The 20,365-nt window shown below is 42.6% G+C and carries 20 protein-coding genes; 14 read left to right on the forward strand and 6 right to left on the reverse strand.

The genetic code is table 11. From position 1 onward, the window contains the following. The first annotated feature begins 1 nt into the window (after nt 1). Nucleotides 2-775, forward strand: a complete 774-nt coding sequence (locus R0K30_RS09285) for an IclR family transcriptional regulator (RefSeq protein ID WP_410610275.1) — start codon at nt 2-4, stop codon at nt 773-775. 33 nt (nt 776-808) lie between these two features. Here the strand turns inward: R0K30_RS09285 and R0K30_RS09290 are convergent, their stop codons facing one another. Beyond that, nucleotides 809-1,444, reverse strand: coding sequence for an FMN-dependent NADH-azoreductase (locus tag R0K30_RS09290; protein WP_099726026.1), 636 nt, complete (start codon nt 1,442-1,444; stop codon nt 809-811). A gap of 416 nt (nt 1,445-1,860) precedes the next feature. Here R0K30_RS09290 and R0K30_RS09295 point away from each other — a divergent pair, with 416 nt between their 5' ends. From R0K30_RS09295 to R0K30_RS09305, 3 genes are all read left to right on the forward strand, one after another. Further along, on the forward strand, nt 1,861-2,493 hold the full coding sequence (locus R0K30_RS09295; protein ID WP_410610278.1) for a GDSL-type esterase/lipase family protein: 633 nt from the start codon (nt 1,861-1,863) through the stop codon (nt 2,491-2,493). An 87-nt stretch (nt 2,494-2,580) separates the two neighbouring features. Then, complete coding sequence (locus R0K30_RS09300; RefSeq protein WP_410610280.1) at nt 2,581-3,663, forward strand: C45 family autoproteolytic acyltransferase/hydrolase; 1,083 nt, start codon at nt 2,581-2,583, stop codon at nt 3,661-3,663. A 132-nt stretch (nt 3,664-3,795) separates the two neighbouring features. Further along, the gene (locus R0K30_RS09305; protein ID WP_410610282.1) at nt 3,796-5,883 is read left to right on the forward strand and encodes a BglG family transcription antiterminator; all 2,088 of its coding nucleotides are present in this window, start codon (nt 3,796-3,798) and stop codon (nt 5,881-5,883) included. Between the two features lie 218 nt (nt 5,884-6,101). Here the strand turns inward: R0K30_RS09305 and R0K30_RS09310 are convergent, their stop codons facing one another. After that, a complete protein-coding gene (locus R0K30_RS09310; protein WP_230031302.1) occupies nt 6,102-6,719 on the reverse strand; it encodes a class I SAM-dependent methyltransferase in 618 nt (205 codons plus the stop codon). 160 nt (nt 6,720-6,879) lie between these two features. Here R0K30_RS09310 and R0K30_RS09315 point away from each other — a divergent pair, with 160 nt between their 5' ends. Together R0K30_RS09315 and R0K30_RS09320 are read left to right on the forward strand one after the other, a co-directional pair. Further along, a complete protein-coding gene (locus R0K30_RS09315; protein ID WP_249704756.1) occupies nt 6,880-7,749 on the forward strand; it encodes an SDR family oxidoreductase in 870 nt (289 codons plus the stop codon). A 294-nt stretch (nt 7,750-8,043) separates the two neighbouring features. After that, a complete protein-coding gene (locus R0K30_RS09320) occupies nt 8,044-8,466 on the forward strand; it encodes a pyridoxamine 5'-phosphate oxidase family protein (protein WP_099726021.1) in 423 nt (140 codons plus the stop codon). Between the two features lie 620 nt (nt 8,467-9,086). Here R0K30_RS09320 and R0K30_RS09325 read toward each other — a convergent pair. Further along, on the reverse strand, nt 9,087-9,269 hold the full coding sequence (locus tag R0K30_RS09325; protein WP_099726019.1) for a FeoB-associated Cys-rich membrane protein: 183 nt from the start codon (nt 9,267-9,269) through the stop codon (nt 9,087-9,089). Nucleotides 9,270-9,315: 46 nt separating this feature from the next. Continuing rightward, complete coding sequence (locus tag R0K30_RS09330) at nt 9,316-9,501, reverse strand: hypothetical protein (protein ID WP_410610285.1); 186 nt, start codon at nt 9,499-9,501, stop codon at nt 9,316-9,318. 161 nt (nt 9,502-9,662) lie between these two features. On the opposite strand from R0K30_RS09330, the gene R0K30_RS09335 reads away from it, so the two are divergent. Then, nucleotides 9,663-10,079: a hypothetical protein gene (locus tag R0K30_RS09335; protein ID WP_410610287.1), complete on the forward strand. Its 417-nt coding sequence runs from the start codon at nt 9,663-9,665 to the stop codon at nt 10,077-10,079. A 32-nt stretch (nt 10,080-10,111) separates the two neighbouring features. Here the strand turns inward: R0K30_RS09335 and R0K30_RS09340 are convergent, their stop codons facing one another. Further along, nucleotides 10,112-10,408, reverse strand: coding sequence for a DUF3817 domain-containing protein (locus tag R0K30_RS09340; RefSeq protein WP_099726017.1), 297 nt, complete (start codon nt 10,406-10,408; stop codon nt 10,112-10,114). Between the two features lie 135 nt (nt 10,409-10,543). Next, a complete protein-coding gene (locus tag R0K30_RS09345) occupies nt 10,544-11,218 on the reverse strand; it encodes a GntR family transcriptional regulator (RefSeq protein ID WP_099726016.1) in 675 nt (224 codons plus the stop codon). A 153-nt stretch (nt 11,219-11,371) separates the two neighbouring features. Between R0K30_RS09345 and R0K30_RS09350 the strand changes: the two genes are divergently transcribed. From R0K30_RS09350 to R0K30_RS09380, 7 genes are all read left to right on the forward strand, one after another. Continuing rightward, nucleotides 11,372-12,199 (forward strand): helix-turn-helix domain-containing protein, encoded by an 828-nt coding sequence (locus tag R0K30_RS09350; protein WP_410610290.1) that lies wholly within the window; start codon nt 11,372-11,374, stop codon nt 12,197-12,199. Then, nucleotides 12,189-13,121, forward strand: coding sequence for a DMT family transporter (locus R0K30_RS09355; protein WP_099726014.1), 933 nt, complete (start codon nt 12,189-12,191; stop codon nt 13,119-13,121). The genes R0K30_RS09350 and R0K30_RS09355 overlap by 11 nt, the downstream gene beginning before the upstream one ends. A gap of 97 nt (nt 13,122-13,218) precedes the next feature. After that, the gene (locus R0K30_RS09360) at nt 13,219-14,274 is read left to right on the forward strand and encodes a tartrate dehydrogenase (RefSeq protein ID WP_099726013.1); all 1,056 of its coding nucleotides are present in this window, start codon (nt 13,219-13,221) and stop codon (nt 14,272-14,274) included. Nucleotides 14,275-14,346: 72 nt separating this feature from the next. After that, on the forward strand, nt 14,347-16,533 hold the full coding sequence (locus R0K30_RS09365) for a DNA topoisomerase III (protein ID WP_249704752.1): 2,187 nt from the start codon (nt 14,347-14,349) through the stop codon (nt 16,531-16,533). A 198-nt stretch (nt 16,534-16,731) separates the two neighbouring features. Further along, nucleotides 16,732-17,814, forward strand: coding sequence for a glycosyl hydrolase family 8 (locus tag R0K30_RS09370; RefSeq protein WP_099726011.1), 1,083 nt, complete (start codon nt 16,732-16,734; stop codon nt 17,812-17,814). Next, nucleotides 17,795-18,646 (forward strand): diguanylate cyclase domain-containing protein, encoded by an 852-nt coding sequence (locus R0K30_RS09375; protein WP_410610294.1) that lies wholly within the window; start codon nt 17,795-17,797, stop codon nt 18,644-18,646. The genes R0K30_RS09370 and R0K30_RS09375 overlap by 20 nt, the downstream gene beginning before the upstream one ends. Continuing rightward, nucleotides 18,636-20,351: a DUF2334 domain-containing protein gene (locus R0K30_RS09380; protein WP_410610296.1), complete on the forward strand. Its 1,716-nt coding sequence runs from the start codon at nt 18,636-18,638 to the stop codon at nt 20,349-20,351. The genes R0K30_RS09375 and R0K30_RS09380 overlap by 11 nt, the downstream gene beginning before the upstream one ends. The last annotated feature ends 14 nt before the right edge of the window (nt 20,352-20,365 follow it).

Genomic DNA, 20,365 nt, shown 5'->3' on the forward strand with positions numbered 1-20,365 from the left:
CATGCAAAACACAAATAAAACCGTTGTGAAATCAATGGAAATTTTGCGGCTTTTTATCACACACGAACAATTAACGTTAAATGAGATGATTGAGCTAGCCCAAATGCCAAAAACATCTGTACACCGAATGGCGAGCTCATTAGCGGATATGGGGTTATTAGAAAAGCATGATTCAGGTGTTTACCGGTTAGGATTGATGTTCCTTGAATATGGTCAGCTTGTAGCCGACCGCCTTGATATTCGGAGGATTGCGAAGCCCTTTATGGAAAGCTTGCGAGATGAAGTGGGAGAAGCCGTACAGCTCATTATTCGTGAAGGAGACGAAGCCATTTACGTAGAAAAAATCGAAGGTACGCAGCCTGTACGGCTCTACACCGCCGTCGGCAGGCGATCTCCACTATATGCTGGAGCCTGTGCGAGAAGTATTCTGTCCTTTTTGGCAGAGAAAGAGAGACTGGCCTATATTGACTCGGTCGAGCTAGGGAAAATTGGAATTGGAACCATTATAGATAAAGAAGTCCTGCGGAACATACTCGAAGAATCAAATAAACGGGGCTATACGTTAAGCTATTCAGAGCTTGAAAACTATACAGCTGCTATTGGAGCGCCTATTTTCAATCATCTCGGAGAAGTGGCCGCAGGCATTAGCATTGCAGGGTTTGAAGCAGGATATCAAAAGGAACGCCTGCCTTACTTAATTGAGCAGGTCAAAAAAGCCGCCAGCGGTATTTCGAGAGAACTAGGTTTTTCATCTAAACAAATAAAAAGCCAATGACCGTCAAGATCATTGGCTTTTCTGTATGATTGATTAGAAAGTTTTTCCTAAAGCTTTTGCACGTTCAATGGCATCTGCTTTAATTTGTTCTGCTTTCGCAGGCTCAGCATTGTGACCTTCAACAATAAGACCTTCGAAAGAAGGAATTCCGAAGAAGCTTGCAATTGTTCCAAGGTAACGATGGCCTGCTTCAAGCTCAGCAGCAGGACCTTCAGAGTAGTATCCGCCACGTGCTTGGATGTGTAGCGCTTTTTTGTCTGTTAATAAACCAACAGGACCTTGCTCTGTATATTTAAATGTTTTACCAGCTACAGCAACAGAGTCGATGTATGCTTTAAGAACTGGTGGGAATGAGAAGTTCCAAAGTGGTGAAACAAATACATATTTGTCAGCAGAAACGAATTGATCGCTTAATTCGTTTAGGCGAGCAACTTTTGCTTGCTCTTCAGCTGAAAGTGTATCGAAGCCAGCACCAGATTGTAGCTTGCCCCAGCCAGCGAATACATCTGCGTCAATGTGAGGAATGTTTTCTTTGTACAAATCAATATGTACAATCTCGTCACTTGGGTTTGCTTCCTTATAAGATTCGATAAATGCTTTAGCAGTAGCCATACTGTAAGAAACTGTTTCATCATGTGGATGTGCAGTGATGTATAAAACTTTTGCCATAATTCATTCAATCCTTTCTGTTTCAGTGATTTTTTTAGCGTATCCCAAAGATACACTGAATATGTGGCATCTTTAATCATATTGGAATGCTATGAAAAAGATGTAACAAGCACAGTTACATGAAAACTGATATTTTCATTGTAATCACAATGTAGTTTGAAGTCAAGGTATAAAGTCTCGAAATCAAGATAAAAAGTTTGTAAATTTTTCTGGAACACGTTGAAACAAGGATTTAAGCATAAAAAGCCTACTCCTATTGAACAAAAAATTGATCGAGATCGCAAGTAAAGAGTTTGTAAATGCGTCTCATCCTGTGGATTTGAAAAAAAGATGAATGCCCCTAAGCCATCTGCTACAAGCATCTATTCTCATTTGTCGTATATATAAGAGAAGGCAGGAGAGAGTGAGGGATAAGAGTGGGACGATCCTATGTTGCGATTGGAGATTCCTTAACGGTTGGGGTGGGGGCACGTTTATTTGGCGGAGGCTTTGCCGAGCGGTTTAGGGCGATGCTTGAAAAAAAGCTGCATACGCCGGTCGAGCTGTCCGTTTTTGCGAAATCAGGGTTAACGACGGAGGAAATCTTACAGCTCTTCAAGCGGTCTGATGTGAGACGTGCTATTGCAAAAGCGGACATCATCACCATTACAGGCTGCGGGAATGATCTTGTTCAAGCTGTTCAGCAGTATGAAGAAGGTGGAGATGAAAAGAAACTGCTGCAAGCGTCCATGCATTGTCAGGCGAATTTTAGCAAGATGATTCAAGAAATCGCTCAGATCAAAAAAGGGCAGCATCAGCCATACTGCGTGTATTTATTGAATTTATATAATCCCTTTCCACAAATACCGATAGCCGAGCGATGGCTGCAGCAATACAACCATCATCTTCGATTGCTGGCAGCTAGTCCGCATGTAGAAGTTGTGGATGTTTACCACGCATTTGAAGGACATGAAAGAGCTTACTTATCGATTGATCAATTCCATCCGAACCATAAAGGATATGAAGCAATGGCAGAAGCATTGTTTCAACAATCCTCTAAACAGCTGTAATCCGGTGGGATTGCAGTTTTTTTCATTCTTTTAAATGAAGGGCTGTTTCGATATGATAAAAGAAACGAAGACAAAAGAGGTGTATACATGAAGGAGATCAACGCGTATTTTCATGAAATGAAAGGAACAGCTTATGAGGTGGGAAAGCAGCAGGCTGTCTGGCTTAAAGAGAATCCTTTGCTAAAGACACAATATATTCGATCAGAACCGGTGGCAAAAGAGGCTGTGAAGGAAACAAAGCAGCTGCTTCGTCCCTATCTTCCTCAGTTAGATGAAGAGATCGCGGGGTTTTGTGATGAACTGAAATTGGATGAAACTTATTTGACCTTTTACTATTCATCGCATCTTCAGCCAGGCTGCTCCCATTGCGTGATGCAGGGAAAAAAGACGACAGATCAACAAACGGTGTTGCTGCGTAACTATGACTTTTCCCCGATATTTGATGATATGCGCCTTGTGTCTACACATGTAGAAGGCTTGGCCGTTCATACAGGCTCGTCACTGCTGTTGTTTGGCAGGTCTGACGGGATGAATGAGCATGGGCTTTCTGTGACATTCTCTGCATGCGGGCCGCCAATTGGCAATGAACCCGGCTTAAAGCCTCCAGCCGTTGCTGGTTTGCAAGTATATCATGTGATTCGATCTGTTTTGGAATACTGTGAAACAGTTGAGGAAGCCATTCGTTCTATACAGGAAATGCCTGTTGCCTCAAATGTGCACCTCATGCTTGCCGATCGAAAAGGAGAGGCGGCTGCAATTGAAATGATGGACGGACAAAAAGCTGTTAGAAGACCGGAGCGTGGTTATATTGCAGCAACGAATCATCCGCTTGCTGATCAAACGGTAAAAGGGATGACCAAACACCATTCTGTCGTCAGGTACGAAATGTTAATGGAGGCTTTAGAAGAACAACGATCAAGCGATTCTCTCGTCAAGCTATTTCAGACAGAATATCCAGATGGTCTGACTGTGCACAATTATGAGGAGCTGTTTGGGACAATGCGAACTGTCATGTTCCGGCCGGAGGAAGGGACGATGGATTATTGCTTTGGCTCTCCAGTATACAACCGAACTTATTCATTAAGAGCTGGGGGCACACTGCCCTTCCGTGAACAAAAGGTTCAATTTCATCAAAAGGAGTATGGACCATCATTTTGGAAAAACGTATGACCGGGACATGGTCTTTCATTTTTGTCACAGTCAATGTGCCAAAGTCAGATGAACTAAAGATTGCATCGCTTGTTGAAAGCGTTTTATATTAAAGTGTGACAATAGACCTATGTAAGCAGAAGGAGGCATTTCATGTACATAACGGCACGAGAACAGAAAGTGATCAAATATATGATTCAGCAAAATCGTTATGTCACCATTCGTGAGATAGCCGATTCTGTCCAGGTGAGTACAAGAACCATCCATAGAGAAATCAAATCTATTAAACCTATTTTAAAGAATTACCACCTTTCGCTAGACAAACAGCCGGGGAAAGGCTTGAAGGCGGTTGGCGAACAGGAGGATAAACAGCGGCTTCTTGCTCATATTTCAAATGAGGATCAAATCGAATATAGTTCTGATGAACGGAAGCTCTTAATTCTGTGTGCGCTGCTTGAAGCGAAGGAACCGGTTAAATTATATACACTCGCAGCCGACCTGCAGGTAACAAATGCGACCATCAGCTACGATTTAGATGAGCTGACGGACTGGATCGCTCCTTACGGCTTGCAGCTTATTCGAAAGCGCGGGTACGGCATTGAATTAAAAGGGCCTGAGGAAGCAAAACGAAAAATTGTTGGCAATCTCATTGTTGATCGACTCGACATTCAATTATTTTTGGAAACGATTGAAATGAATATCAAACATCGAACGAAGGCGACGGAAAAGGTGTTTGGCGTTGTCAGCAGAGGACAGCTGCTCAAGGTAGAAAGACTGCTCTTTCATTTGAAAAATCGACTGTCGCTCTCATTGTCTGATAGTGCATATATTGCACTTGTCGTTCACTTAACGTATGCCATCGAACGCATTCAGATTGGCGAAACCATTCGCATGGAAGAAGAAGAGCTGCTTGAACTAAAGCGGACGAAAGAGTTTCAATCATCACAGCGAATCGCAAGAGCACTTGAACGAATGTTTAATGTCGAGATCCCTGAAGCAGAAGTTGGATATATGACCATCCATCTGCGCAGTGCAAATCGTAGCTTTCAGACAGAATACCGTATTGATGAAATCGAGCTGGATATCGCGATTAGAACGAAGAAGCTCATTGATTTTATTTCAAATAAAACGGGCTATCATTTAAATGAAAATGATTCATTGTACGAGGGACTCGTGTCTCATCTCGAACCTGCGATGAACCGTTTAAAGGAAAAGATGAGAATTTATAACCCGCTCACACAGCAAATTAAAAAAGACTACTTTTTGCTTTTCATGGCGATTGAAGAAGGAGTCGAGCGTTTCTTTCCGGAGATTGAATTTCCAGAGGATGAAATTGCCTTTATTGTGCTGCACTTTGGCTCAGTGCTTGAAATCAAAAAAGAAGAAACAAAGATTCATGCATTGGTCGTTTGCTCAAGCGGAATCGGTTCCTCTAAAATGCTCGCATCACGGTTGAAAAAAGAGCTGCCAGAGATCGCTAAATTCGATTTATCTTCCTTGATGGAGCTAAAGGAAATTGATGCCGCGAGCTATGACATGATTGTATCGACGGTTCCTATTCCCTATGATCATATCGATTACATCATGGTCAGTCCGCTTTTAAACGAGGATGACGCCTTGCGTGTGAAGGCTCATATTAAACGAAAGATTCCTTATATGATAGAGAAAAAAAGAACGAAAGAATCTGTAACAGAACCTGTGCAAGAAACCATTGATATGATGGCGGTTACAGAGCAGGTGACGAACTATATGTCTGTGATTCGCGGCATTTTGTCTCATTTTACAATCGAAAATAAGAAGACGCTGCCGCATCATGAGGCAACAATCAGACAGCTGCTTCGTCAGATTGAAAGAGAAGGATATGTAAAACATGCGGACAATGTCACAACTAGCTTACTTGAACGTGAACAGCAAGGCGGTTTAGGCATTCCAGGTACTACGTTTGCTCTTTTTCACTTAAAGCATGAATTCATCAAAGAGCCAATCTTTCATATCTATGATCTTGATGAGGCATACGAGGTCAAAAGCATGGATGGCGGTCAGCAGATGATGTCACGCATGCTTATGATGCTGGCGCCGCTAGAGCTTGGCAAGGAAGGCTCTGAAATGTTTAGTCTGATCAGTTCATCCATCATTGAAAGTGAAGAGAGCATGGCGCTGTATGGACATGGGTCAAAGGAAGAGATTGAACAAAAATTACATCAGCTTTTCTATCAATTTGTAAAAGAGGCAAAGTGGTAAGAAAAAGGCCGAGAGTTTATTCGCTTCTCGGCTCAGCGTGTAGACAAACCCTCGCATTCGTTGTCAGTCCTGCGTGCCGGTGCTCATGAATGTCACATTCACTCCGCTCCGGTACTCGTCCTTCCTAGACTGCAAAGGTTTTCTATCACGCTGAAAAGAAGACAAAGGGCTAAAATAAAGTTCATTTTAGCCCTTTGTCAACAATCTGGGCCGAGAGTTTATTCGCTTCTCGGCTTTTTTGCTGTGACACAGACAACGAGGGTTGGACGAATTTCCTCGTACTGAACAGAAAAATGGTCAAACCCCGCAAACTGTAAGTCATTCAGTATGTTTTCACCCATCTCTTTTGTTCGATTGGCGTCAGCCCCTTTTTCTCTTGGCTGCATCACAATGACGATTTTTCCGCCCGGCTTTAAGGTGTGATAAAGATTGAGTAAGCCGGTCTTTGGGTCATCCCAAATCGTGTAATTGTTAACAGAAAGCACTTTGTCATACTGCTCTCCCGGCAGACGTGTTTTCTCAATTTTCCCAACATACAGCCGGACCTGTTCGCCTTTTGAACGTTTGCTGACGCGGGACTGTGCTTGCTCCTGCATGGTCGAGGAAGCATCCAGCCCATCAATGTGAAGATGAAGATCTTCGTAATGCTTAAGCATATGTTTCATGCTATAGCCGGGGCCATAGCCTATCTCTAAAATATGTTCACCATCATCAAGCTCTAAATGGCGGATCGCCCACTGATTCAATGCTCTATTTTCATTTGCCATAATGAAGCCTGCGATCCTTCCAAGCCAGCCTTTTGGTCTGCTAAAGGTTTTCGAAAGGGTTGACAGCATATGAGAACGCTCCTTTTTGATGATCATGTAACCGATTTTTCCTATGTTGAAACATGACCACCTGTTTTTCAAAACGCATTCGTACAGCATAGGGATGTTTGAGTGGAAAAATGCAGTGGTAATGAAAGGATACATCAACAAATCAAGGAGGAGCTTACACATGGATTTACGTGAATACTTAACAAATGGCATTCCGCGTCAAACACAGGGTCAGCAGCCAGGCAGTGAAAGAGAAATGAATCCTGCGCCGATCTTTGAGGATGAATCGTATCAAGGGTCTGGCAAGCTAAAAGGGAAAGTTGCGCTGATTACAGGTGGCGATAGTGGAATTGGACGTGCCGTTTCTGTTGCATATGCCAAAGAAGGAGCACATGTCGCCATTGTGTACTTAAATGAACATGAGGATGCAGAGGATACGAAAAAGCGTGTAGAGCAGGAAGGCGTCAAATGCTTAACGATTGCAGGAGATGTCGGAGACGAAGCCTTTTGCGAGGAAGCGGTAGAAAAAACGGTTGAAGGTTTTGGTCAATTAGATATATTAGTGAATAATGCGGCTGAACAGCATCCGAAAGAACGTATTCAAGATATCTCTAGTCAACAGCTTCACCAAACCTTTAGAACCAACTTCTATTCCTATTTTTATTTTACGAAGAAGGCACTTGATTACTTAAAACCGGGAAGTTCAATTATTAATACAACATCCATTAATCCATATCGAGGTAACGCAGTGCTCATCGATTATACAGCGACGAAAGGGGCCATCAACGGCTTTACTCGTTCTATGGCACAGTCGCTTGTGAAAGATGGGATTCGGGTGAACGGTGTAGCGCCTGGTCCAATTTGGACGCCGCTCATTCCATCTACATTTGACGAAGACAGTGTGGAAAGCTTCGGGGCAGAAACCCCAATGGGAAGACCAGGACAGCCTGTTGAACATGTCGGCTGCTTCGTGCTGCTTGCCTCTGACGAATCGTCTTATATGACGGGCCAGACACTTCACGTCAATGGCGGTTCCTTTATGAATACATGATCAACAGCGCCACCGCCCAGCTTTGATTGGGCGGTGTGTTTAGTATTTCTTGCGATTTTTCTGCACAGATGTGACAGACCATACGATAATGCCCACAACAGCTGCTGCAATGACAAGTGAAACCAAATGAAACATCGTTTCATGATGCATGTTCAACTTCTCCCTTCATTGAACCTGTTTTCTATAGCATCAGCTAGAAGCTCTCTTTTTATGAAAAACACATTTCTTTGTTTAATGAATGGATTGTCGTGGAAACCTATGAGTACGGATGAAATTTTGAAGGAGTGAAGATATATGTCACAAGAAGAGTTAAAGCAAAAGGTTCTAAACCTATTAGATGAGCAAAAGGTCGGAACACTAGCGACTGTTGAACAGAATCAGCCGCATACCCGCTACATGACTTTTTTCCATGAAGGGCTGACGCTATATACACCAACGAGCAAAGAAACACATAAAGCAGACGAAATTGAAAAAAACCCGAATGTTCATATTCTCATTGGATATACAGGCGAAGGATTCGGTGATACCTATGTAGAAATTGCAGGCACCGCTACATTAACAGATGATCCAGAGCTGGTCGACCGCCTTTGGTCAAATGAGATGGAGAAATGGTTTAAAGGCAAAGGCGATCCAAACCTAGTGATTCTGAAGATTGAACCAACCTCCATCCGTTATATGAATGAAGGAAGCGGTACACCAGCAGAATTATCGCTGTAACACTTGCGTATTTTAGGGGAACGTGATATAGTTTTATATTAAGTGTTGAAATAAGCAAATAAATAAAGAAAGTAAACTTTCTTTTTTCTATGACATAATGAGAAGCAATAGAGCTTCTACTTGATAAGAACGAGACGCTGTCAAAGCGAACAAACTTATTCTTTTCCTTCTGCACCGCCCCCCTATAAAAAGCGGAAGAATGGAAAAAAGACGTTTTGATTTACAATTCACACTGGCGCGGCTTCGGAGCCGTAAGGACGAATGAGAGGTAGGGCTTTCGTTGTCTTGTTATCCAGAACTTCCATGGCGTTTACTTTCAAACGTAGGTTCACTCGGAACACATATGACACACTGATATGATCGAATCTTGATTCATAAACTCCGTGACGGAGAGCACAAATTGATTATTTATTTGCATGAAAAGAGTAAGAAGCAGGCTGCCATCTATTTGGTAGCCTTTTTAAGTGGGTCAAACAATAGGATCCCGAGACCGATGATCCCGAGGAAAGGAAAGATGAAGGTAGAAAAAATACGCATAGCGTCCCCACCAAAAGGATTCGCCATCAAAAATAGAACAGCCAACAAACAGGTGATAGCAGTCAATAAGACATGCTTCATCATCACTCACTTCTTCCTTTCTTCTGATTCCGCCAAATCCGCTCAATAAAAAAGAACATCACCGCAAACAAAATAGAAAAGATGAGCATGTCCAGTAGTGTCACGCCTTTATCTGGGTGCACAATACCAAACCAAATCAATTGTAGAACAAAAGAGACAGCAAAATAAAGAATGGGTTCTTTCATCATTTTCCTCTTTTCACTTATTTTTTTGACCTTTTAGCCACAGCATTCAAATGAAGAAGGAACCAATGGAACATGAGAGCAAGGTGACGGGCGGCAAGGTGTGCCAGCGAGTCAGCCCCTTTACAAAGCACATATAAAAAAAGAAATTGGAAATGGATACGAGCAGCCATTGCTTGAACCAACGGGGAACACGCAGCCATGCTACTAGAATGATAGATGATAGCTTATCCAATGGAATAACTCCTTTTTTGAATCTGATTGGATTTTATCGCAAAAAACCAAATCTGTAAAATATGGATTTTGTGGTAGCTGAATGGTATTCCTCTGGCGCTTGAAACATTCTCGCTGCACTCACGTATAAGGTAAAGGAACCTCATGAAAGGAAGCGATCAATTGAAAAGAATACCATTGATTCCAATTGCCATTCATGAACAAAAACCTGTACTGCTGGATGTGACTGTTTCAAACGGAGAGCAGTCCATCGCAAAAACGGTCAATCAATTCATCCGTGATCATATGCAGATCGCAGCAGGAACTCAAATCACGATTCAACCAAAGAAAGAAGATCTGGATAGAGAAATGTCCCTGTTACAAGAGAAACAAGGAAGTGCAAAAGTGACCAATGTTGCCTTTGCTGGGGTGATCGGCCATCTCCCGTTAGCGATTATTCAGGTGGAGAGAAATGGCATGCTGTATGAAGTGAAACAGCCAATCGATCCAATCACTAGCGTTTTGCCCGGTGATGAACTATGGGTGGCGTATCACGAAATGACGCGTCAAGCAACCATTGTGAAATATGCATCGATTTAAAAAAGCGTTCCTTTACAGGAGCGCTTTTTCGATTAAGACTTTGTATCAAATTGGCGAAGCACCTTATCATAGGCGAAGTTGCCAAAAGGGATGAATGCCGCAAAAAAACCGGCGATGGACCATTTTAAATGCCAGCGAACTTTAAATGTCACATATGCCAAAACGAGCATATAGATCACAAACAATCCGCCATGAAGAGAGCCCACAATGGTGACTGCCATCGGAATATCCGCAAAATATTTTAGAGGCATGGCAATTAAAAGAAGGGTTAAAAGAGACATACCCTCAATAAAACCCGCCTGTCTCAGACGGCTAATACTTGTATGCATATACAAATCCTCCTGTATAAAAGCTAGTTTCTCATCTTCTAATATAAACGAAAGATGTCTGAACATGCTAAAATCTACGAAAAATTCAAAATATGTTCAAGTAATGCTTAAAAAATGGGAAAAATGAAGAAGCGGTTAACCTTTGGTTGTTTCAGAGAGTACTTGCTTTAAGTGCGCCACATCATGTAATAAGTGGTCTGTCATCGTTTGAACGGCTTCCGTGGAACGGCGCTCTTTGATCTCATCGAAAATGGCTGCATGCTCCCTTTGAATTGTCTCAGCACGCGTCCCGCCGCTAAAATGGAAGATGCGGCAAAAATGAATGAGTGCATTCACGTGATTCAATTGTTTACATAAGCGGTCATTGTGACTGGATAGAATGATTTTTTGGTGAAAGGCTTCGTGTAACTGGACGATGTCTTTAGATGGCCGCTGCTGCTTTATCGCTTCGTCTGCCTGCGTGAGAACCTGCTCAATTCCATCAATCTCTTTTTGTGTGGCTTCCTTGCAAGCAAGCTGAACAGCAAGTGTTTCTAAGGCCATCCGAATTTGATAAAGTTCTTCAACATCTCTTTCCGTTAACGTATAGACGGAGTAGCCTGATTTATGATGAGCGATTAATAGCTCGTCCTTTTCTAAAAGCCTCATCGCCTCTCTGACCGGCGATCGGCTTACTCCAAATTGCTTGGCAAGCTGTGTTTCATTGATGCGCTCACCTGGCTGGAATTGCCCGTCAAATATCATTTGCTTCAGCTGTTCATAAAATTGCATGTGATACGGTGTTGATTTTTCAATCTCGAATGAATTCATCCCATCATTCCCTCTTTACTCATGATCTTTTGTCTCATGTTATCCAAGTTCCTGCCCCTAAGCAAGCCCGCATCAAAAAGTCAATATCGTACAATCGAAGAGAAAAACGGTGTGCTACACTAATGATCAGTTCAGTGAAAAGAGGGGAACGAAATGAAAACACAAGAAGAACGAACTGTGCACTTTGACCAAGACTTGCAAATAGAAGCGTATCGCTTTCATGGCATCATGCAAAAATTCCCAAATCATTTTCATACATACTATGTGATTGGATTTATTGAAAGCGGTCAAAGACGTTTAATCTGCCAAAATCAAGAATACATCATTGAAAAGGGAGATATTCTTCTTTTCAATCCATATGATAATCACGCATGTGAACAAATTGATCACAAGACGTTAGATTATCGCTGCTTAAATATTGAAGCAGACGTGATGGAGAAGATGTTTCAGCACAAGCCGCATTTTAAAGCCCCTGTGTTTTCACAAAGTGACCTGACAAAGCCGTTATATGAGCTTCATCAAATGATCACAGAAGAAGCTCCTGCTTTGAATAAACAGGAAACCTTCTATTTTTTCATGAAGCAGCTGATCGGAGCCTATGCTGATAAGCCAGAGAAAAAAGCGTCAGCATCGCATACTAATGAACAGAAAGTCCAAGACGTACAGGAATATATCGAGGCGCACCTCACGGAAAATATATCGTTAGACGAATTAGGTGAGCTTGTGTCAATGAACAAATACTCACTGCTTCGAGCTTTTACAAAGTTCAGAGGGACCACGCCTTATCGTTATTTACAGACAGTCAGAGTGAACTATGCGAAGGAACTTCTCGCCCAAGGATTGAAGCCTGTAGATGCGGCTGTCTCCGCTGGATTTTCTGACCAAAGTCATTTGAGTCATTTCTTTTCAGAATTTATTGGGCTCACGCCAGGACAATATCAGCAAATCTTTGCAAAGCAGGTAACAGCTGATGAAAAATAAACAGCTGCTTGGTCATCTAGCGGCCATGTTTACCATTTTTTTATGGGGATCTACCTTTATATCAACCAAAATATTATTAACGGCTTTTTCTCCGACAGAGATTTTATTTCTTCGTTTTTTCATTGGGTATCTTGCCCTTATGATTATCTATCCGGTGACCATGAAGGTACGCCATAAAAAGCATGAAGGGATGTTTGCGCTTGCAGGGCTGTGCGGGGTGGTCTTGTACTATTTTTTAGAAAATGTTGCACTTACTTATACGTTTGCTTCAAATGCGGGTGTCATCAGCTCGGTTGTGCCATTCTTCTCTTTTTTATTGGCTTATTTTTTGTTAAAAGATGAGCCGTTGCATATCCAATTTTTCATTGGCTTTTTCATCGCTATGATGGGGATTGTTCTGATTAGCTTTAACGGGATGACGACGTTCCAATTGAATCCACTCGGTGATGTTCTAGCATTAACTGCTACGATTGTCTGGGCCTTCTATTCTATTTTATCGAAGATGATCAACCAATATGGCTACCATATCATTCAGGTGACAAGGCGTGTCTTTTTTTACGGATTGCTATGGATGATCCCGCTGCTATGGCATTTTAAGATTCGTTTAGACTGGGAGCGATTGACGAATCCATCGCTTGCCTTTCACTTGCTATTTTTAGGTCTTTTCGCCTCCGCGGTTTGTTTCCTGACATGGAGCTTTTCGGTGAAAACGCTGGGTGTGGTGAAATCAAGTGTGTACATTTATGGGGTTCCCATTATCACGATGGTCATTTCAATGATCGTTCTAAAAGAGAGATTGACCCTCTTGTCAGTGCTTGGAACTGCACTGACGTTAGGAGGCTTGCTTCTTTCAGATAAAAAAGACAAAGGGAAAAAGAAACAGAAAGCCCCGATGCTTTTGCAGGATAAAAAGGCGCTTTAATCAAAAAAGCGCTTTTTGTCCATTGAAAGAACATGTACTCTCTAGTAAACTCAACTTAACTAGTCGACGGTCGACCAATCATAAGGGGGAAAAATCAATGAAGCATTTTTCAATTGCAGTGATACCAGGTGATGGGATCGGGAAAGAAGTAGTACCTGAAGCAGTACGAGTATTGAAAGCGATATCAGAAGTGCATGGCAGCCTGTCTTTTTCCTTTCAGGATTTTCCTTGGAGCTGTGAATATTATTTAGAGCATGGCGAAATGATGCCGAAGGATGGATTGGATCAACTGAAGGCCTTTGACAGCATTTTTTTAGGGGCTGTCGGAGATGCCAACTTAGTGCCTGATCATGTCTCACTTTGGGGATTGCTCATTAAAATTAGACGAGAATTTGAGCAGGTGATTAACGTCAGACCTGCAAAACAGCTGAGCGGCATTCGCTCACCACTTGCCCAGCCAAAGGATTTCGATCTTCTTGTTGTGAGAGAAAATGGTGAAGGTGAATACAGTGAAATTGGGGGCCGCATCTATCAAGGGGAAGATCAGCTCGCCATTCAAAATGCTGTTTTCTCTAGAAAAGGGACAGAGCGTGCCATGCGCTTTGCTTTTCAACTAGCAGAAAAGAGACGAAAGCATGTAACAAGCGCAACAAAATCCAATGGCATCGTCCATACAATGCCATTTTGGGATGAAGTGTTTCAAGCCGTATCAAAGGAATACCCAGAGGTGGCAGCAGACTCGCAGCATATTGATGCGCTCTCAGCCTTCTTTGTGACAAGACCTGAAAAATTCGATGTCATTGTGGCCAGTAATTTATTTGGCGATATTTTGACTGATCTTGGTGCAGCCATTATGGGAAGTATTGGCGTGGCGCCAGCTGCCAACATCAATGTGAATGGCAAATATCCATCCATGTTTGAGCCGGTACACGGATCAGCTCCAGACATTGCGGGAAAAGGGATCGCCAACCCAATCGGTCAAATTTGGACCGCTAAACTTATGCTTGATCATTTCGGAGAGGAAGAGCTGGGCGCACACCTCCTCGAAACCATCGAATCGGTCACAGCAGACGGCTTTTTAACCGCAGATATCGGCGGAGCCTATCAAACAAAAGAGGTCACAAACGAAATCATCAAACGATTGAAGAAATAACTCGTCATTAGAACCGCGTCTCCACGTCTGCTATAATAAAAGGATGGATAGAAGAAAGAGATGTGAAATCTAGTGTCAAAAACAGTTGTATTAGCAGAGAAACCTTCAGTAGGGCGTGACCTTGCGCGTGTGCTGAAGTGTCATAAAAAAGGAAATGGCTATTTAGAAGGAGATCAATACATTGTGACGTGGGCGCTTGGCCATTTGGTGACACTGGCTGATCCAGAGGGCTATGGAAAAGAATTTCAATCCTGGCGTTTAGAGGATTTACCGATCATTCCAGAGCCGCTCAAGCTTGTGGTGATGAAAAAGACAGGCAAACAGTTCCAAGCGGTAAAGGCGCAGCTTGCGAGAAAAGATGTAAAAGACATTGTCATCGCAACAGATGCTGGACGCGAGGGGGAGCTTGTCGCAAGATGGATTCTTGAAAAAGCGCATGTGAAAAAGCCGTTAAAACGACTATGGATCTCATCTGTCACGGACAAAGCGATTCAAGAAGGATTCAAACGATTAAAAGACGGCAGAGAATATGATAACCTGTATCGCTCAGCGGTCGCACGTGCAGAGGCAGATTGGATTGTAGGGATCAACGCGACAAGAGCGCTGACGACCAAGTTCAATGCACAGCTCTCCTGTGGACGGGTGCAAACGCCAACCGTTGCGATGATCGCAAAGAGAGAGGAAGACATTCAGCAATTTCAGCCGAAGCCGTTCTTTGGGCTGACTGCACAAGTAGACGGACTCACGTTGACATGGCAGGATGCCAAAACAAAGCAAAACCGCACATTCCAGGAGGATCTGATCAAGGAGCGCTTGGCAGGCTGCAAAGGAAAACCGGCAGTGATTGACGCGTTGAAAAAAGCAGCCAAAAAGGCCTTTGCTCCAGGGTTATATGACCTGACAGAATTGCAGCGTGATGCCCACAAACGCTATGGCTTTTCGGCAAAAGAAACACTGTCTACTCTTCAGCGGCTGTATGAGCAGCATAAGCTCGTCACTTACCCGCGTACAGATTCCCGTTTTATTTCAGCGGATATCGTTCCCACATTAAAGGATCGGTTAAAAGGAATGAACGTCAGACCATATGCGCAGCATGTGAACCGTATTTTACAATCAGGTATTAAAGCGCACAAAGGCTTCGTCAACGATGCGAAAGTGTCGGATCACCATGCGATCATTCCAACCGAGGAAGAGCTGTATCCTGGTGCATTAAGTGATAAAGAGCGTAAATTATATGACCTGATTGCCAAACGATTCCTTGCGGTTCTTATGAACCCTTTTGAGTACGAGGAAACAACGGTTATCGCAAAGATAGGCAGTGAAACATTCACAGCAAAAGGGAAAATCGTTCAATCAGCTGGCTGGAAAGCCGTGTACGATGATTCCTATGAAGACGAGGAATCAGCCGAAGCAGATCAGCATCTGCCGCTACTCTCAGAAGGCCAGTCCCTTGAAGTACGACTTCTGAAAGAAACAAAAGGAGAAACGAAGCCTCCTGCCCGTTTTAATGAAGCGACCCTTTTATCTGCCATGGAGAACCCGGCGGCATTTATGCAGAACCAGGAAAAGGACTTAGTGAAAACCCTTGGTGAAACCGGTGGTCTAGGGACAGTGGCAACAAGAGCCGACATCATTGAAAAGCTGTTTAATAGCTTCTTAATTGAGAAAAAAGGCAAAGACATCTTCATCACATCAAAAGGGAAGCAGCTCCTCTCTTTAGCTCCTGAAGACTTGAAGTCTCCTGCTTTAACAGCAGAATGGGAACAAAAGCTTTCGAAAATTGCGAAAGGCCAATTGAAAGCTTCTCAATTCATGAGTGAAATGAAGTCATATGCAAAACAAGCTGTATCTGAAATCAAACAGACGAACCAAACCTTTAAGCATGACAACGTTACTGGAACCCATTGTCCGGATTGCGGAAAACTTATGCTGAAAGTGAACGGAAAAAATGGCACAATGCTTGTCTGTCAGGACAGAGAATGCGGACACAGAAAAAACGTGGCGAAGAAAACAAATGCACGCTGCCCGAACTGTCATAAAAAACTCGAGCTGCGCGGAGAAGGCGATGGCAAAATCTTTGCTTGTGTGTGCGGTCATAGAGAAAAGCTGTCTGTTTTCGAAAAACGCAAATCACAATCCAATCAAAAACGAGCTAGTAAGCATGATGTATCTAAATATATGAAGAAACAAAAGAAAGTGGAAGAGCCGATCAATAACGCACTAGCTGAACAATTAAAGAAATTAAAATTAGATCAATAGTTGTGTAAAAACCCATGCGAGGCCGCATGGGTTTTTCAGTGCAATCAAGCATATCGGCATATTTTTTTTCTGAAAATGGGAATGCATATGCGAAAAGACTCGTAATTTGGTATAAAATATTTATTTGAATTTAAACAGAAACGCTCTATAATAAATCGTTAGATGCTAAGAGAACTGGGAGTTGAAAGGGGGACACGAATGGATACACCCATACATCGTACGGCTATCGTTATATTCATTGTCATTCTACTAGGCGGATGTACCTGGAACCAGGAGAAAGAGCCAGCTCATCCAGAATCAGCACAGCCTGTATTGCCAGGAGAATATTTCATCAATCACCACTTAATGACAGATCAGGGCATGATCCGCACCTCTTTTGCAGAGCAGAACCTCTATTTATCTGAATCGCTTGGACTTTGGATGGATTATCTTGTTCTAAAAAAAGATCAAGCCTCTTTTGATCAACAGGTAGACGTTCTGCACACTCAATTCTTACTAGATCATGATCTCCTCAGCTGGCAAATTGAATCTCATCAAAAAAGTAAGGTCAATGCTTTAGTCGATGATTTACGTGTAGTGGCAGCACTTCAAAAGGCAGATCAATTGTGGCAGAAGTCAGCATATGAAACCACAGCGAAAGAAATCGCACAAGCGTTAAAAGACAACAACATGTTCAAGGGCATACTCACCGATTATTATGATGCATCGACAAAGCAAACTTCACACACAATCACACTCTCATATATGGACCCAAAAGCAATCAAAGAATTGGTATCCCTCCAAATATTCACGAAACAAACGATGAGCAACCAATTGGCCATTCTAAAAAATGCACCGAGACAAAAAGGATTCTTTCCTAAATCCTATGACATAGCGAAAAAAGCCTACTCATTTGATCGAGAAATCAACTTGATTGATCAACTTTATACGGCTCTCCATGCCGAACGTGCACAGGTTGATACATCTGCGATCATGAAATGGCTGAAAACAAATTTTCAAGAAGAAGGAAAATTGTACGGACGATATGAACTAAGCACTTTGAAGCCAGCTGTGACGTATGAATCGCCCTCGGTATATGCACTGGTGATCTTATATGCTCTCAATCAAAACGAGCTGGATTTTGCAAAAGATGTCTATTACCGAATGAAAGAATTACAAATCCAAGATCCTCTTAAGCCCTATTACGGAGGATACATGAACGAAAAAGACACACACTCTTTTGATAACTTATTGCCTCTTATTGCAGAAAGGGAGCTTCTAAATGAATCGGTTATTCAGTAACACGTATCGCTTGTATTATTCTCTGCTCCTCACGTTTGCAGGTCTTATTTTGTTTATGGGCTACTTAAACGTACATGATGCGGAGAGTTTCATGATCATCGCGCTGACATTTGTCGTGTTAGGATGCGGCATTTTATTTGGTATTTTACCAGCATTAACTTTTACCTTACTTATTTTGTTTTTTATAGGAAGCGTCATGTTCTTTTCAGAGCTTAGACTCACGAATCTGCTCTTTTCCAATCAAACATTGCAAGATGTTGTGATCTGGGGTGTGGCACTTCTCTTTTTCGCTATTTCAGCAGGGAACATGCATGAGCGTATCAAGACGATGCGTCACACCAATGAACAACAAAAGCAGGCCATCAAACAATTTGTGGCGATTGACTCAACAACAGGATTTGACAATGCAGAGCGGATGAAGCTGGAGTTGTCCGAGGAAATGAAACGGGCAGAACGATACAAACAGCCATTTGTCTTTATCCTTCTTCATATGCACTACGCAGCGGAATTCAAATCATTATATGGAGAAAAAGAAATGCAGCACCTTTTTCAGCAATTGAGTATCAAGATCCGCGAGAGTGTGAGAGAAACCGATAAGAAATTTCGAATATCTGAAGAACGAATGGGTCTGATGCTCACCCACACACCTGAAGAAAACGTCTCTGTCGTCCTTGATAAGCTAAAGGATAAACTGCAAACGCATGTCTTACTGAACGGTCGTGGAGTGACCCTGACATTCCATGTCTGTCATTTAACAAGCAGCTCGGACTATCGAACACCAGAGCAATTTTTAGAAGAACTAGAAAACGAGATGATAATGAATGAACTTTAATCCTTTGATGAAATGCGGTTTGTTGATTGCTCTTTTTTCGATGCTCTCGTTCAAACATATAGCTTTAGCCGATGCTCTTGTCACGCAGCCGGATACCCTCATTATTTATTCGACAGAATCGGGGGAAGCGACTCCAGCTGTTCATATGCTTGATTTACTCGTCGGTCATTTTTCCAAACAAACGACAGTTTTATCAGATGAACAAACCGCTGAAAAAAAGCTCAATGAATTTCAGCAAGTCATCTATATCGGTGAAGTAAAAAAAACCTTACCAAAACAAACCATTCGTGCGATCAACGAATCAAAACGTCTAATGGCCATTGGATACAATGCGGAACAGCTTCGCACGTTCTCCAAGCTCACTTTTCAAAAACAAGATCACACCAGTCAAATCAAATATACACATGATCAGACCTACCGTCAGCTGGAGAGAGGTATTACAGCACTAACGGTTCAAGGGGCAGATCTGCGAAGTGAATTTCTATTGAAGAAAAATCAAGCTGCTCTGCCATTTGTGGTTCAAACAAAAGAAAGTGCGGCATATATCGGAATTTTAGATGTAGTGCAGCACAACAAGCTTCTTGCAGAAGTGCTAGAAACACTCCTGCCGTCTTCTGATCAAATGACGACAAAATACTTACGGCTGGGGAATATCAGTCCAGTCACTGACGAGAAGAAGCTGCTTGAACTTGGACAATACGTATCCGCCCGGCATGTTCCTTTTCTGATAGCGGTGACCCCAGTATGGATTGATTCGGCAACAGGTGATGAAGTGACACTGAGTGAACGACCTCAGCTTGTGCATGCGTTAAAACAATTGCAAAGCAATGGAGCTAGCGTGATCCTTCATGGATTCAGCCGTACGTATCGAACCGAGGAATCTGGTCAAGGCTTTGAGTTTTGGGATGCAAAGTACGATCAGGCCATTACTTCAAATGAACCGAATGAAGCCGAAAAGAAGCTGAGTAAAAGCCATTTTCCGAATGAAAAAGACTTTGATGCTTATACCAAATCCGCTCTGCACCAAGAAGTCATCTATACAGAGGAAAAGCTGACAAAAGGCATTGAGCTTCTAACGCAGCAAGGACTATATCCACTTGCATTCGAGGTGCCGCATGATGCCATATCTCAACAAGGCTATCAAGTGATTTCTCGGCATGTTTCAAGTCTTTTTGGGCAGGTGCAGCTTTCGGACCGCACATCGAAAACAAGTGGTGCACCGCCATTTATGACGACACCAGCCATGCTCCATGGCATGACCTTATATCCTGAACAGCGTGTAGATACAGCGTCTGACCAAGAGAATTCAAACGTTCTGACGGAACAAACGATTCAATCCATGCAGCATCTTCAATCTGCCATGATTGGGATGTCCTATGATGTGGAATCGGGGGTAGATGGTTTACAGGATCTGATGACACAGATGGAGGCGATCCCTTCTAGTGAATGGCTGGATTTAAAGAAAACAAAACAGACTGTCCAAACCGCACATGTACAGATCAAAACTTCAGGTAATGGACATATTCAAGTACAGCAATCCAACATAGCAGAAACAAAAACTGTCAAGAGAAGCGGCATGGAAAATATGCTGCGAATTCTCACAGTGGTGGTGCTGCTATTTATTGTGGCATTTGCTTTTTACACATTGTATTTAAGGCTGACAATGAAAAAACGAATTTTTAAGGAGAGAAAATCAGGTGGCTGATGTTTTATTTTATC

It is taken from the genome of Bacillus sp. SIMBA_154 (assembly GCF_046536015.1).
GTDB classification, from domain to species: domain Bacteria; phylum Bacillota; class Bacilli; order Bacillales; family Bacillaceae; genus Bacillus; species Bacillus pumilus_P.